This window comes from Alteromonas sp. ABH4_456 (genome assembly GCF_056160645.1).
In genome coordinates this window covers 204316-220064 of the sequence record NZ_JBSWXO010000001.1, presented here as the reverse complement: position 1 = coordinate 220064, position 15749 = coordinate 204316, and the positions used below count along the sequence as shown (strand labels likewise).

The following is a 15749-nucleotide window of genomic DNA, read 5'->3' as shown; positions in this document are numbered from 1 at the left end:
TAGCTTTAGTGTGCCAGAATCTTATCAGATTGAAATGAAAAATATTTCAGTATTGTCATTTACTAGAGGTCCAGGAAGACAACTATGAAAACACTTTCCCAGTCTCTGACGCTGTTCAGTATGCTGTTCTTATTATTTGCCTGCGGAGGCGGCGGCTCGTTAGAGCGTGAATCCGACAGCAGTAGCGGCTCAGGAGACTCTGGCGACACCGACTCAACTTACACGGTTTCCCTTGCTCTCGTAAACCAGAATGATGAGACTGACCGTAATCTTGCGACAGATAACCCGCTCACACTGAACGCGACAGTGACTGACAATGACGGGGCGCCGCTCGCAGACACCTTAATTACCTTCACATTATCTAATGAAGAACTGGCTGTTTTCGGTAATGATACCGGTACGGCGCGTACAGATGATGCCGGTGTCGCTACTATTGATCTTACCGTTGGCACAGCGGCCGGTGATGGTCAGATCACAGCCACTTTACCTGATGGTACTGAAGGCACAACGACATTTACTTCGTCCGGCAGCAGTTCGGATGAAAACGCGGTCTACACAATTTCGCTGACTCTGGTAAACCAGGCAGGTGAGGCCGACCGTAATCTTGCATCAGACAATGCACTGACCCTCAATGTCAGTGTTACCGACCAGTTCGATAATCCTCTTACCGATACTCTGATTGATTTCACGTTATCTGATGAAAATATTGCCACTTTCTCAAACGACACGGCTACCGCCCGCACTGATGATACCGGCGCGGCGACTATCGGCCTTGCTGTTGGCAGTGCCTCAGGTGACGGTGAAGTCACCGCTACATTACCTGACGGGACTACTGCTTCTACCACTTTTTCCTCTGAAGGCGCTTCTGTGATCACGGAAGTGCCGGCTGTTCTTGAGTTGTACACCACTTCAGTACAACTGGCTTCCAGCGGTTCAGATGACATTGAATTAATTGCACTGGTTAAAAATGCTCAGAGCGTATTAATGGAAGGGGTTGATGTGTCATTCTCTGCACCTTCTTCAGCCGGTGTAGAAATTCAGCAGGTTGACAGCCAGACACTGGAAAACGGTACGGCAACAGCCAGACTGACCAGCCAGAATAATGCAGCTAACCGCATTGTCACCGTGACTGCCGCCGCCGGCGACCTGACGCAAACCATCGACATTGAGATTTCAGGCACTGAGGTCACTATTAACGGTGCCCGCTCAATTACTATTAATGATTCCACCACTCTGACGTTGCGGGTTCAGGACTCGGATGGCACAAATATTCCTAATCAGGCCATCGAACTGGCTGCAACATCCGGCGAATTATCAGCGTCATCTGTCACAACTGGCGCGAATGGTCAGGCTACCGTCCAATTTACCGGTACTGTATCAGGTTCGTCCACGGTCACAGCGTCTGCGTTGAATGCCATTGGCAGTTTCACAGTCGCCGTACAGGAAGATGACTTTTCCTTTACCACTGTGCCTGCGGAAGAAGTGGCTGTTGCACCGGATGACAGCTATGAAGAAGCGAATTACACCACACTGACAGTAAGCTGGAACAAAGACAATGCCCCTTTTGCCGGCGGAACAGTAACTTTTACTGCATCCCGTGGTGATATTCGCCCGGGCGATGAAAGCGGTACTACCGACGCTAACGGTGAGTTGTCCTTTGATATCGCGTCAACCAATGCCGGCTTATCTTCTGTAACTGCAACCGGCGTGGACGGTGACGGTAATGAAGTGAGTGCGACAGTTGATATAGAGTTTATTGCCACCGATGCTGACAGCCTTTATGTGGATGCGTCTCCTGATCAGATTGGCCCTGACGGACAAACCAGTACCATTACTGCGATAGTCCGTGACCCTGCGGGCAACCTTGTGAAAGGCAAAGTTGTCAGCTTTACAGTGAACGACACCAGTACCGGTTCCATTTCACCGTCACAGGCAACCACTGACAGTAACGGTATTGCTTCAACAGTATTCACATCCGGCGCAGTAACCAGCGAAGATGCGGTGATGGTAACAGCAACAGTGGTTGATGATGTCGCTGTAACCGGCGATGTAACACTGACTGTAGGAAACCGGGCATTTGACGTATCAATCGGTACCGGTAATGAAATTGAAAAACCCGATAGCACAACATACCTGAAAGAGTTTGCTGTGTTTGTAACGGATTCGGTGGGACAGCCAATTGAAGGGGTGTCGCTGACAGCATCGTCTACACCTGTAAAATATGCCGATGGTGGTGAATTCTACAAGGGATACTGGGTATGGGTTGACCCTGTATGGGTTATCCGTGATGTAGATTCTGACGGGAATATTCTGGGTACCTATACTGCTGAATGTGTGAACGAAGACATTAACGGAAACGGTATTTTAGATTCAGGTAATTTTAATGCTCAGCGCCTGGCTTCGGATACTACAGACTTTTCCAATGGTGAAGACATTAACCGCGATACTTTCCTGACTCCCGGTATTGTTGGTTCACTGACATTCAAGGATGGTATCAACGAAACTGATGAAAATGGGCAGGCAACGCTGGAACTCCGTTATCCCAGAGAATATGCCGGATTTTACGAAGCTGAGATTTCTGTATTTGCACAGTCTACAGGTAGTGAAGCCAGTGCGAGTATGAAGTATCTGTTCGCAATCGCTGCAGATGATGCTTCGAATGAAAATATTCAACCACCTTCCAGTCCGTTCGGAGTGAGTAACCAATGTACAGATGCTGAGTGATTCAGCTCTCTGACAAAAAAGCCGTCACCTGAAGTGACGGCTTTTTCATATCTGCCTGTCCGTAAGATTAATTAAACCTGCTGGAAGGGGTAGACCGAACCGAGTTTCATTATTTGTGTCAGTTCATCCAGTGCGGTACGGCTTTCTGTGAGTAACTGGGGATCCCGTAAATCCTGTTCAGACAAGCGGTCACGGTAGTGTTTTTCCACCCACTGATTCAGACGGGCAAACAGGATGTCATTCATCAGCGTATGCGGATTTGCGGCCTTTAATTCTCTCTCATTCATGGCTACGCGTAACCGTAGACAAGCCGGGCCACCGCCGTTTCGCATGCTCTGCTTAACATCAAAGTATTTCACTTCTTTTACCGGCGTATCCATGGCTGTGAGAGTGTTTAAATAATCAGAAACTGCCGGGTTTTCCTGACATTCTGCCGGTGCAATAATTGCCATGTGACCCTGCGGCAGGGTGATGATTTGAGTATTAAACAAATAGGTACTGACCGCGTCCATTACAGAAACAGCACTGGTAGGTACTTCAATGAAGTGCAGCGGACTTTCACCAAATTTGCGGCGAATTTCTTTCAGTACGGAGCCGGTATTCAAAAAGGCTTGCTCATGATAGAAAAGGACGTTCTGGTTACCTACTGAAATCACGTCGTTGTGGAAGACTCCCTGATCAATCACATCCGGATTCTGCTGGATATACACCACTTTTTCATCTTTCAGACCGTGCAGGCGGGAAATAGCCTGTGAGGCTTCAAACGTTTGTCTTGCAGGGTAACGCACCGGTGCAGGTCTACTGTGGTTAAACGCATACCGGCCGTAAACGAACAACTCTACACCGGCTTTGCCGTATTCAGTACACAGCCTGGTATGGTTTGCCGCACCTTCGTCGCCGAAATGCTCGTTATCGGGCAGGTGAGTATGGTGAGCGAAGTATTTGTCATCATCGAAGGTTGCCTGCAAAATGGCACCGGTTACCGCCGGTTCAAGTGAACGGTGGAACTTATTGGTCAGATTGGCCGGGGTAAAATGAATTCTGCCGTCCAGTGTGTCAGCACCGGGTGAAACCGTTGCTGCATTGGCTGTCCACATGCTTGAGGCGGAGCAACAGGCAAGAAAGACCTGAGGCGCCTGCTTTGCAGCTTTATCAAGAACCTGTGCATCTGAACCGGAAAAGCCCAGACGTCTCAGCATGGCGATGTCAGGACGCTCCTGCGGCGCTAAAACACCTTGTTTCATTCCCATATCAGCCAGCGCTTTCATCTTCGCCAGACCTTGTTTTGCTGCCTCTTTAGGATTGCTGACAGCATTGGCATTATTTTGAGATGCAACGTTTCCGGTTGATAACCCTGCATAGTTATGGGTAGGGCCAACGAGTCCGTCAAAATTTACTTCAAATTGCTGCATGGGATTGCCTCTTGGAAATGGATCATGAATGACTGCCGGCCGTTGCTTGAATTTAGCGTAAGAACCCAAATAAAGCAGGGGAAGGCAGCAAATAAACCGTCTTTTTTGCTCACTGAATTGGCGGCATTATACGGTTTTTAATGGCCTTGCCAACGTGAGTGGTTAAAAAGTGAACGGTTTGTGGCGGTATTTGAAGCAGGCGACAGAATAACTATTAAGAAGATCTTGTTTTCCATTCACTTTGTAGATATATGTTAAAAAAAGAAAGGGTAGTGCACCATCACTTCTTTATACCCTTTATTATTCAATGAGATGATCTAAATCTCTGATTACGAACAGGTTTAATCAATTTTTATGGCAAAATCACTGGTTATTGTCGAGTCACCAGCAAAAGCAAAAACGATAAATAAATATCTCGGTAAAAATTTTATCGTAAAATCTTCTGTTGGCCACGTGCGCGACTTGCCTACGAAGGCGGTCGGCAATGTTGAGCCCAAAAAACCGGCAAAAGAACTGAAAACGTTAAGCGATGATGCGCGGGAAGAATATCTGCGCAAATATGAATACCGTAAACTGGTAGATCGCATGGGCGTCGACCCTGAAGCAGACTGGAAAGCACATTATCAGGTGCTTCAGGGCAAAGAAAAAGTTGTCAATGAGCTGAAGAAGCTCGCAAAAGACGCTGACACCGTTTATCTCGCAACGGATTTGGACCGCGAAGGGGAAGCCATTGCATGGCACCTGCGGGAACTCCTTGGCGAGAAGAATAAAACTTATCAGCGCGTGGTGTTTAACGAAATCACCAAAAACGCCATTCAGGAAGCTTTCTCTCATCCCGGTGAGGTTAACACTGATCGCGTGAATGCCCAGCAGGCAAGACGTTTCCTTGACCGCGTTGTGGGTTTCATGGTGTCACCGCTGTTGTGGAAGAAAATTGCCCGCGGGTTGTCTGCCGGTCGTGTGCAGTCAGTGGCTGTACGTCTGGTTGTCGAGCGTGAGCGGGAAATTAAGGCTTTTGTACCGGAAGAATTCTGGGACGTACATGCAGATGTAACATCAGGCGCGAAACAGCAACTGCGTATGCTGGTTAACCGTTATCGGGATAAAGCGTTTAAACCGGTTAATAAGAAAGAAACCGATGCAGCGCTGGCCGAACTGGAAAAAGCGCAATACGTGGTTGAAAGCCGTGAGTCTAAACCCACGCAAAGTAAACCGTCAGCACCGTTTATTACATCTACTCTGCAGCAGGCGGCCAGTACCCGTCTTGGTTTTGGTGTTAAGAAAACTATGATGCTGGCTCAGCGATTGTACGAAGCTGGTCACATTACCTATATGCGTACAGACTCAACGAATCTGAGTCAGGAAGCGCTGGATAATTGCCGTGCTTACATTGACGATAATTTTGGTGGCAAGTATCTGCCGGATTCACCTATCCGTTACGGTAGCAAAGAAGGCGCTCAGGAAGCCCACGAAGCGATTCGTCCTTCAAACGTAAATGTGCAGGCAGCGTCGCTTAAAGAGATGGAGAGAGACGCACAGCGCCTGTATGAGCTGATCTGGCGTCAGTTTGTTGCATGTCAGATGACAAACGCAAAATATGATGCCACTACGATCCGTGTAACTGCCGGTGATTATGAACTGGTGGCGAAGGGCCGGGTACTGAAATTTGACGGTTGGACTAAGGTACAGCCACAAATCCGTAAGAAGGGTGATGAAGAACTGTTACTGCCGGACGTGAAGCAGGGCGAAGCCCTCGATTTGCAGGCCCTGGATCCTAAACAGCACTTTACTAAACCGGTGGCCCGGTTTAACGAAGCTTCACTGGTAAAAGAGCTTGAGAAACGTGGCATTGGCCGGCCTTCTACCTACGCCAGCATTATATCCACGATTCAGGATCGTGGTTATGTCCGGCTGGAAAATAAACGTTTCTATGCTGAAAAAATGGGTGAAATTGTTAATGATCGTCTGATGGAAAACTTCGACGACCTGATGAGTTATGATTTCACTGCCAATATGGAACAGCATCTCGATGACATTGCAGAAGGTAAGAAAAACTGGAAGCAGGTTCTCGACAGTTTCTACAACGATTTCTACGCCAAGTTACTGAAAGCAGAAAAGGACGCTGAAGAAGGTGGAATGCGTACCAATCAGGCGGTCCCGGCTGGTATTGAATGCGACAAGTGTGGCCGTGAAATGAACGTCCGTACCGCATCTACCGGTGTATTCTTAGGATGCTCAGGTTACAACCTGCCTCCGAAAGAGCGTTGCACCAACACCATGAACCTGACACCGGGTGACGAAGTGGTGAAAGTCGATAACGAAGAAGAGCTGGAAACCGAAGCCTTGCGGGCTAAGCGCCGTTGTGACGTATGTGGTACGGCAATGGACAGCTATCTGGTAGATGAAAAGCGTAAACTGCATGTGTGTGGTAACACGCCGACCTGTCCGGGGACTTACGTAGAAGCCGGTACATTTAAGATTAAAGGGTACGACGGTCCGGTTATCGAATGTGATAAGTGCGGCAGTGATATGGAGCTGAAGAACGGCCGGTTTGGTAAATACTTCGGTTGCACCAGCGAAGAATGTAAGAATACCCGTAAGCTGCTGCGTAACGGCGAAGCTGCGCCACCAAAAGAAGATCCGGTGGATTTACCTGAATTGCCCTGTGAGAAGTCTGATGCGCACTTTGTATTGCGTGACGGTGCCTCCGGTATATTCCTCGCAGCACATAATTTCCCTAAATCAAGGGAAACCCGTGCACCAAAGGTTGAGGAACTGGCCCGTTTCAGAGATCGTATTTCGCCTAAGTTTTACTATCTGGCGGATGCGCCGCAAAAGGATCCGGAAGGTAATCCGGCCATTGTGCGTTACAGCAGAAAAACTAAGCAGCAATACGTTATGTCTGAAAATGACAGCGGTAAATCAACAGGGTGGTCGTCCTGGTATCAGGATGGCAAATGGGTAACCCAGGACAAGAAAAAGAAATAGGTGTCAGGTGGCTTCATTACAGGATCAACTCTTAAAGGCAGGTCTGGCCGATAAAAATTCGGCAAAGAATGCCCGGGCGGAAAAGCGCAAAAAGCAAAAGCTGAAAAATAAGAATCAGCAGGTAGAAGCTGATGCTGCCAAAATCGCTGCTGAACAGGCCGCTGCTGAGAAAAAAGAGCGGGACCGTCAGTTAAATGCTGAACAGCAACAGGAGCGTGAAAAGCGCTCTGTTGCTGCGCAAATCAAGCAACTTATCACGGTGAATAAACAAAGCCGTGACGGTGATACCTTACTGAACTTTACCCACGAAAATGTGGTTAAACGTATGTATGTTTCAGCCGCTGTCCATAAGCAGGTGACGAAAGGCCGTCTGGCTGTGGTTACTCTCGACGGAGCGTATGAACTGGTGCCGTCACCGGTTGCTGATAAAATTGCTCAGCGTGATGAATCTGTAGTGGTTTACCGTGCCGACCTGGATACCAGCAACAACGAAGGTCAACAGGAAGACGAAGAGGACTGGTACGCCGACTACGAGATCCCGGACGACTTGACCTGGTAATTTTACCGGTTCAGTAGTGCGCCGGCAGGACTTCAGCTTTGTAGTCCCGCCAGTGCATTATTAGTGGAGTCTTGCAACGCGCGGTTAATTTTCACGTGTTCAGGGCTCCAGCCTGCAAGAAAGCGGTGGAAGTCGGCATTTGCCAAATCATAAAGCCCCCGCCATTCTGCCTCCGCAGCTTCTGCATCCGTTTGCGGACAGTGTTTAGCAAGAGAACCTTTTAACGCTGAGAAATAATGCCGGAGACAGGTTTCTTTACCGTTTCTCTGATCCTCATCACTCAGTGCACTTCCCATGAAATACACTACGTCTTTGATACCCGCCCCGTGACCACAGTACTGGAAATCAACTGCGGCACAATCGACAAATTGTTCATCAAAACAGAAGTTGGCCACTTTCGCGTCACCGTGAAGAAGGGTAGAAAAACGGGCATTTTTAAGGGCATCGTCAATCTGCACGGCAGCAGACTTTAACGGAGAGTCGGGCATGGCTGCCCATTCGTTTTGTCTTGTTCCCAGATGCCAGTAAGTGCCTTCCTTCCATACTTTTCCATCAGAACAATGCATAAAACGTCCGTGGAATTCGCCCAGCCAGCGCAATACGCATTTTGCCTGCGCCAGCGTCAGTGAGTATGTTGTCAACGGGAATCCGCTGGCAGATAAGTCCTCCATGATAATCATTCTGTTATCGCCTTCAGCACTACCGCCCAGATAGTCAGGTACTTTACATGCTGAACCCGTAAGCGGAGCCAGTGCCTGATAAAAATAATGTTCAACTTCAAATGAGCGGAGTTTTCGCTGATGACTGTGATCTGATTGCCAGCCACGGGGATGCGCTGTGCTGTTCGCGGGCCGGATACATTTCACCACTACAGGTTTGCCCGTATTTTTGTTCACCGCTCTGAAACAGGCGCCGTAACCACTCCATAATGACTGGATGAGTGAAGCTTCGGTGTACTGTGTTCCGGACACAGTGTTCAGCCAGTTGAGATATTGGTTTAGTGAAAGAACAGTCATTATTTTTACCATTAAAAAAGCCGTACTCAAGGTACGGCTTTGTTATCACGTGCAGGGATTGACAGCCTCAACAGGGCTGTCAGCCTCAGGCCTCTTCAGCAACTGCTGCTTCAGATGCACTGGCAGGTAACGTCATAGCCGCAGATGCGGATGAAGTCGCCTGTGATACCGATGCTGCTTTACCTGACACCAGCAGTGCAGGGCGGCTTTCATCTTTCATCGCGCCTGCTGTTACATCACTGAACACTGCTTCTACAACCGGTGGCAATGCCATCGGATGTGATGCTGATTTTTGTCCGGTGCTGCTTGTTGCTCTGAAAGTGGCTTTCGCAACCGCAGGTTTGGCAACAGGTGCTACGGCTTCTGATTTCACCTCTTTCTCTGCCGTGGCAGCTACAGAGTTTTCAGATACCGGTGCTGCTTTTTCAGCAACTTCAGCTACCGTTTCCGTAGATTTTGTTTCAGTTGTACTCTGTTCAGCTACAGATTCAGTTGAACTCTGTGCTTCCTGAGTCGCATTTTCCGTTTCCTGAGCAGGATTCTGCTGTTCAGTTTCTGATTCTGCATGGGCAGCTAGATTAATCTCAACCTGCTCAGGAGAAGCCGGCACAGCGGTCAGCTGATCACCGTCAACACGTACACGGGGCTTCGCTGATTTTGGCTTTTTAGCCTGTGTATCTTCTTCAGGATGTGCAATATCAAATTGCAGTTCATCCTGCACTGCGCCGGTAGCTGCACCAGAATCCGCAACTTCAGAAGCATCACTGACTTGCTGTGGTGCGTTGTCCTCTGCTGCGTCACCGGCGGGAGACTGCTCCTTCTTACGGCGTTGACCCGCTGCCCGTACATGACGCGGAGAACGACGTGAGCGGCCACGGCTTTCTCGCTTCTGACCATTTTCATCGCCGGAAGCATCCTGTTCAGACGCAGTACTGTCAGCTTGCTCTGCCGCTTCCGCAGAAGCAGGCACATCAATGTTCTGAGCTTTACTGGTGTTGCTCTGCTCAGCGTCAGCCTGAGTTCGCTCCGTGCTGTCTTGAGTCAGACCAGAGCCTTTTTGACTTTGCTCAGGGCTGCTGGCCGGTGCTTCTGTAGCAAACTGAGTATCCGAAGGTGCTACAGTCTGTACAGTCTCAGTAACGGCTTCTTTCACTTCAACCACAGAATGTTTAGTGTCAGATTTGTCTGCCTGAGGCTGTTGTGTCGCTGACTTATCCGCTGCGTCTTTATTTACACGAACGCTGCGGCGGTTGTCACGACGCTTACGACGCTCGGCAACCTGCTTCTTACGGGCTGGCTGTGCTTCCTGATTGTCAGTTTGCGCTTCGGCCTCACGGTTTTGATTTTGCTGTTCCGGCTTGGCCTTTTTATCTTCCTGCGGCTTACGGCGGGACTTAGGACGACTGTTACGCTTATCATCCTGGCGTTTCTGAGTCTGCTTACTCTCATCACGCTCATTGCTGTTCTCAGACTGCTTACCACGACGGTTACGGTTGTTGCGTGGTTTTCTGTTGCGGTTGTCATTATTGCGATTATTACGCGGACTACGCGTCTTCTCTTCAGTCTTTGTTTCTTCTTCTTTCTTGTCTTCACCGCCAAGTACAGAAGAAATCCATTTGCCCAGTTTGGTGAACAGGGTTTCAGTGGCTGCCGGTGCAGTTGCTTCTTTAGCTGCAGGCGCTGCTACAGGAGCAGGCGGAGCCTGAGTCGGCGCAACGAGACCTTTCAATGCAGGTTCTTCACGTTTTACCGGTGCTGCAGCAGGCTGATAGGCCTCTGTCTCGTCCTGCTCTTTCAGGGCAACGTTATAGCTTGCATCAGAAATGACTTCATCCGGACGGTGGCGAATAACTTCGTAATGCGGCGTGTCCAGGTGAGGGTTAGGGATCAACAGCAGGGAAACGTTATGACGCTTCTCGATCACATTGATTGATTTACGCTTTTCATTCAGCAGATAGGTAGCTACCGGTACCGGCAACTGAGCTTCAATCTGACCGGTATTATCTTTGATGCTTTCTTCTTCGATAATCCGCAGAATCGACAGCGCAAGGGATTCTGTACCACGTATCGTACCGTGACCGGAACAGCGCGGACATACATGGTGAGCTGACTCGCCAAGAGAAGGACGTAAACGCTGACGTGACATTTCCAGCAAGCCGAAACGTGAGATACGACCCAGCTGAACACGTGCACGGTCAGAGCGCACAGCATCCTGCATACGTTTTTCAACTTCGCGCTGGTGACGGACCGGTGTCATATCGATAAAGTCGATGACTACCAGACCACCTAAGTCGCGAAGACGCAACTGACGGGCAATCTCGTCGGCGGCTTCAAGGTTGGTATTCAGGGCTGTTTCTTCAATATCTCCGCCTTTTGTTGCGCGGGCAGAGTTAATGTCGATGGATGTCAATGCTTCCGTAGGATCGATAACAATTGAACCGCCGGAAGGCAGACGGACTTCACGCTGGAAAGCTGATTCGATTTGACTTTCAATCTGGTAGTGACTGAACAGAGGTACGTCACCCTTGTACAGTTTTACACGGTTTGCAAAGTCCGGACGCACCAGTTCAATGTGCTGCAGGGCTTCTTCATAGATACTGGTTTTATCAATCAGGATCTCACCGATATCACGGCGCAGATAGTCGCGGATGGCACGAACAATAACGTTACTTTCCTGATGGATAAGGAATGGCGCCGCACGGCTTTCAGCGACTTCTGAAATGGCTTCCCAGTGCTTCAGGAGTACTTTTAAATCCCATTCCAGTTCTTCGTAAGATTTACCTACACCAGCAGTACGGACAATCAGACCCATGCCGTCCGGTAAATCCAGGCGGGACAGGGCATCTTTCAGATCCGTTCGCTCATCACCTTCGATGCGGCGGGAAATACCACCTGCGCGGGGGTTATTCGGCATCAGTACCAGGTAACTACCAGCCAGTGACAGGAAAGTAGTGAGGGCTGCGCCTTTCTGGCCACGCTCTTCTTTATCAATCTGAACAATAACTTCCTGGCCTTCTTTAATCACATCTTTGATGTTCGGGCGGCCTTCGAATTTATAACCTTTCGGGAAGTAAGTGCGGGCAATTTCTTTCAGAGGCAGGAAGCCATGACGGTCTGCGCCGTAGTCTACGAAAGCAGCTTCAAGGCTGGGTTCTACGCGGGTAATCTTACCTTTGTATATATTCGCCTTTTTTTGTTCGTGACCCGGGCTTTCAATATCAAGATCATACAGCCGTTGCCCGTCAACCAGGGCAACGCGCAACTCTTCTTGTTGAGTTGCGTTAATCAACATTCTTTTCATTGTATCTAACTCTGTTTTGTACAGCCGCTTAGACACAAAATCAAAATGACACGTGCAAATACGCGTCACCCAGCCTCACGGCTGTGTGCGGGATTTGTTGTTTAGTCGTATTACCCATAAATACCGGCATTTCAGTTAGCCGGACAATTAAATGCGGGGTGTCGGGAACGACGGCCCTTACTATCTTTTTTCATTTTCACCCCCGTCATTACAGGGGCAAAGGTCAATTTAATTCTGTTTGCTAAACGGCGAACTTTATTTTCATCAGTTTGTGCAACGTTCTAAAGGCTTTTGTGCTGCCTTTATAAACCGGACGAATGCGTTTATTCAGTTGTCCGCACAATATTATGGTTCATTAATTAAGTTCGAACCGGATTTTGCTTAAGCATGTTTACTGCAAAATCACACGCGATTATCTCACCAACGTTTCGGGTTTAGCAAGCAAAGTTAACTCCCTTTTGTACTAAAAAACGTCATATTCAGAAATTAATTACATAAAAGACAGGCCCGAGCGTAAGAATGGCTGTTCTTTAACCAATCCGGCAGAACGGGAGGACCCTCAATTGTCTGTTGAAATGGTCTCGGTTTGCGCTATTTAGCTTTAGCGTATCCATACTTGCTCAGGTATACTCCCGCCCATGAAAGAAGATACCCCCCAACAAGTTCGTTTCGTTACCATCGAGCCAGATCTCGAAGGGCAGCGCATCGACAATTATTTGCGTACCCAGTTAAAGGGTGTGCCGAAAAGTATGATTTACCGGATTTTGCGTAAAGGTGAAGTGCGGGTAAATAAAGGCAGAGTAAAGCCGGAATATAAGCTTCAGGCTGATGATGTTATCCGCATTCCGCCGGTGCGGGTATCAGAACCCAAAGATACGCCGAATCCGAAACTGGATAAGGTGGCAGAACTTGAGCATTGTATATTGTTCGAGGATGACCGCATTCTGGTCATTAACAAACCTTCCGGCACTGCGGTGCATGGTGGCAGCGGCCTGAATTTCGGTTTGATTGAGGGCCTTAGGGCACTACGGCCCGATGCTCAGTTTATGGAACTGGTGCACCGTCTCGACCGGGACACTTCCGGCTGCATTATCATTGCTAAAAAACGTTCAGCACTGCGCCATCTGCATGCCCAGCTTCGTGACGGACAAATGGACAAGCGCTATCAGGCACTGGTCGCCGGTCAATGGCCTGAAAACCGGTTTAAAGTAAAAGCGCCGTTGTTGAAAAACGTACTGCAATCCGGCGAAAGGCTGGTGAGCGTGAATGAAAATGGTAAGCCGTCAGAAACCCGCTATCGCATTCTGACCCGCTATGAAGATGCTACCCTGGTAGAAGCATCTCCTATTACAGGCAGAACGCATCAAATACGTGTGCACTGTTTGCATGCCGGTCATCCTATTGCCTGCGATCCCAAATATGGCGATGAACAGTTCGATGACACTATGCGTAGCCGTGATTTAAAGCGTCTGTTTCTGCATGCTGCCAGCATTCAGTTCATACATCCTGGCAGCGGAGAGACAGTTCGTTTTCAGGCGCCCCTTGATGAACAACTAACCAGAGCGCTAAAGCAGTTAAATGAAGTATAAATTTGTTATTTTCGACTGGGACGGCACGTTGATGGATTCAGCGGCCAAAATTGTAAATTGCATGCAGCTTGCTGCACGTCAATGCGAAGTAGCGATCCCACCGGCTGAAGCTGTCGGGGGAATTATCGGTATCAGTCTGCGTCCGGCAATTCAAAAGCTGTTTAACATCACTGATGAAGCACTGACAGACCGGCTGTTTGAAGCCTATAAAAATGCGTTTATTGAACAGGACCAGACACCAAGCCCTATGTTTAACGGCACTGAGCAGATGCTCACTTCATTAAAAAATAGTGGACGAACGCTTGCTGTTGCTACCGGTAAAGCGAGAAGGGGACTTGACCGTGCCTGGAAGAACACAGATACCGGTCACTATTTCAGCTTTTCACGTTGTGCTGATGACGCAGAGTCCAAACCGTCGCCGGATATGATCCTGCAACTGCTCGCCGAAGCCGGAGTAGACAAGTCGGATGCGGTGATGATCGGGGATACCACCTTTGATATGCAAATGGCGCAGGACGCAGGTATTGCACGTATTGGTGTATCTTATGGGGTGCATGCACAGGTTCACCTGGAACGGTTTGCACCGCTGGCTGTTGTACACAGTATTGCAGAACTGGAATCATTATTACTCAGTCATTGAAGTGGCGAGTAACAATAAATCAATTCCGTAACCGGCAAGCATATCCCGCAAAAGCATAACCGGTAAGCCGATGAGGGCATTCGGATCACGGGATTCAATTCGTTCAAACAGCAAGGTACCTTTACCTTCAGACTTAAAGCTGCCGGCGCAGTCATAGGGTTTTTCGTCCCGCAGGTACTGTTCAATGTGTGTTTTGCTGAGAGAATGGAAATGCACTTTTGTTATTTCGGTGGCTGTTGTCTGCTCTTTTGTGGCAGCGTCAATAATGCTCAGGGCAGAATAGAATGTCACGCAGCGGTCGCTGCTAAGTAAAAGCTGCTCCGTTGCAGCCTCATGAGTTCCTGGCTTGCCGAGTATAATTGTGGTGCCAGAACCGGTAGTCAGGGAAGCCACCTGATCGCCGGCAATCACAATACCGTTTTCCGTCTCTGCCGCGACCTTACCGGCTTTTGCTGCCGCCAGCCGTTCTGCCAGCGCTCCCGGATGTTCATCCGCTAAGGGGCTTTCATCTATATCCGGTGCAATAATTGTGGCATTAACACCGAGAGAAGCAAATTGTGCCTGGCGGTAAACAGAAGACGTGGCCAGAATAAAGCGGGGAGATGGATACATGAATTCCTCTTTCGGTTACATAGCGTGCCGGATAGTAGCGGAAGTAAGCCATAAATCCGCGATATTTTCGAGTCGCCGGCTGTTTTTATCCCGAATACCTGACAATCTGTCCGCCAACCGGTCGAATCCGTGCTAAAAGGCGATTAATCTTTTGACACTGAGATACCAAATCTATAATATGCGCGCCCTATGCAGAAAGTGAAATTACCCCATACCGTCGATCCGGTGAAAAGCGCTGTGAAACGTTCCGATTACCGGGGTGTTATCGCAAGTAAAGATCTGGAACGATTGAATGAAGCTGTTGTCAGCTGTGATGAATGGGTGAACGCAGAAGTACAGTTTGAAAAAGACGCGCAGGGTCTTACTGTCTTTCACGGTCACTTAAGCGCACAGGTAACACTTATCTGTCAGAGGTGTAATGGCGAGTTTCCACACTCACTTCATACCGAATTCTGTTTTAGTCCGGTGCAGGGACAAGATCAGGATGAGGCAGATGCATTACCCGAAGCCTATGAACCGGTAGAGGTCAACGACCACGGAGAAGTCGATTTACTTCAATTATTTGAAGACGAGTTGATTATTTCATTACCTATCGTAGCCCTTCATGCAGAGGAGGATTGCGGCCTTGGTAAAGATGATATGACATTTGGTAAAATCAGTCCGGAACATGAGCGACCTAACCCTTTCGCGGTTTTGAAAGAACTTAAGCGAGACCAGGAGTAAGTTATGGCAGTACAACAAAATCGTAAAACACGCTCTAAGCGTGGTATGCGTCGTTCACACGATGCATTGACAGGCGCGACTTTGTCTGTCGATTCAACGTCGGGTGAAACACACCGTCGTCATCACGTAACCGCAGATGGTTACTATAAAGGCAAAAAAGTAATCGCCCGCTAATCAGTAGGTGA

The 15749-nt window shown here is 48.8% G+C and carries 11 protein-coding genes; 7 read left to right on the top strand and 4 right to left on the bottom strand.

Annotated elements, in window-relative coordinates:
- Positions 1-84: 84 nt before the first annotated feature.
- Positions 85-2724 (top strand): Ig-like domain-containing protein, encoded by a 2640-nt coding sequence (locus ACXAG2_RS01040; protein WP_474863936.1) that lies wholly within the window; start codon positions 85-87, stop codon positions 2722-2724.
- 71 nt (positions 2725-2795) lie between these two features.
- On the opposite strand, the gene astB is transcribed toward ACXAG2_RS01040, so the two are convergent.
- On the bottom strand, positions 2796-4136 hold the full coding sequence (gene astB, locus ACXAG2_RS01035; RefSeq protein ID WP_474863934.1) for an N-succinylarginine dihydrolase: 1341 nt from the start codon (positions 4134-4136) through the stop codon (positions 2796-2798).
- A gap of 354 nt (positions 4137-4490) precedes the next feature.
- Between astB and topA the strand changes: the two genes are divergently transcribed.
- On the top strand, positions 4491-7124 hold the full coding sequence (topA, locus tag ACXAG2_RS01030) for a type I DNA topoisomerase (RefSeq protein ID WP_474851379.1): 2634 nt from the start codon (positions 4491-4493) through the stop codon (positions 7122-7124).
- A 7-nt stretch (positions 7125-7131) separates the two neighbouring features.
- Entirely contained in the window at positions 7132-7683 is a 552-nt protein-coding gene (locus ACXAG2_RS01025) for a DUF2058 domain-containing protein (RefSeq protein WP_474863932.1), read from the top strand.
- A gap of 32 nt (positions 7684-7715) precedes the next feature.
- On the opposite strand, the gene ACXAG2_RS01020 is transcribed toward ACXAG2_RS01025, so the two are convergent.
- A complete protein-coding gene (locus ACXAG2_RS01020) occupies positions 7716-8699 on the bottom strand; it encodes a phosphotransferase (protein WP_474863930.1) in 984 nt (327 codons plus the stop codon).
- A gap of 85 nt (positions 8700-8784) precedes the next feature.
- The gene (gene rne, locus ACXAG2_RS01015; RefSeq protein WP_474863928.1) at positions 8785-12000 is read right to left on the bottom strand and encodes a ribonuclease E; all 3216 of its coding nucleotides are present in this window, start codon (positions 11998-12000) and stop codon (positions 8785-8787) included.
- A gap of 638 nt (positions 12001-12638) precedes the next feature.
- On the opposite strand from rne, the gene rluC reads away from it, so the two are divergent.
- Both rluC and ACXAG2_RS01005 read left to right on the top strand, forming a co-directional pair.
- Entirely contained in the window at positions 12639-13589 is a 951-nt protein-coding gene (gene rluC / locus ACXAG2_RS01010; RefSeq protein WP_119501526.1) for a 23S rRNA pseudouridine(955/2504/2580) synthase RluC, read from the top strand.
- Positions 13579-14229: an HAD-IA family hydrolase gene (locus tag ACXAG2_RS01005; protein WP_474844323.1), complete on the top strand. Its 651-nt coding sequence runs from the start codon at positions 13579-13581 to the stop codon at positions 14227-14229. Before rluC ends, ACXAG2_RS01005 begins: the two co-directional genes overlap by 11 nt.
- Here ACXAG2_RS01005 and ACXAG2_RS01000 read toward each other — a convergent pair.
- Complete coding sequence (locus ACXAG2_RS01000; RefSeq protein WP_474863927.1) at positions 14215-14841, bottom strand: Maf family protein; 627 nt, start codon at positions 14839-14841, stop codon at positions 14215-14217. The genes ACXAG2_RS01005 and ACXAG2_RS01000 overlap by 15 nt on opposite strands.
- Positions 14842-15030: 189 nt before the next feature.
- Here ACXAG2_RS01000 and yceD point away from each other — a divergent pair, with 189 nt between their 5' ends.
- Positions 15031-15564 (top strand): 23S rRNA accumulation protein YceD, encoded by a 534-nt coding sequence (yceD, locus tag ACXAG2_RS00995; RefSeq protein WP_474851393.1) that lies wholly within the window; start codon positions 15031-15033, stop codon positions 15562-15564.
- Positions 15565-15567: 3 nt separating this feature from the next.
- Positions 15568-15738, top strand: coding sequence for a 50S ribosomal protein L32 (rpmF, locus tag ACXAG2_RS00990; RefSeq protein ID WP_119501522.1), 171 nt, complete (start codon positions 15568-15570; stop codon positions 15736-15738).
- Positions 15739-15749 lie beyond the last annotated feature (11 nt).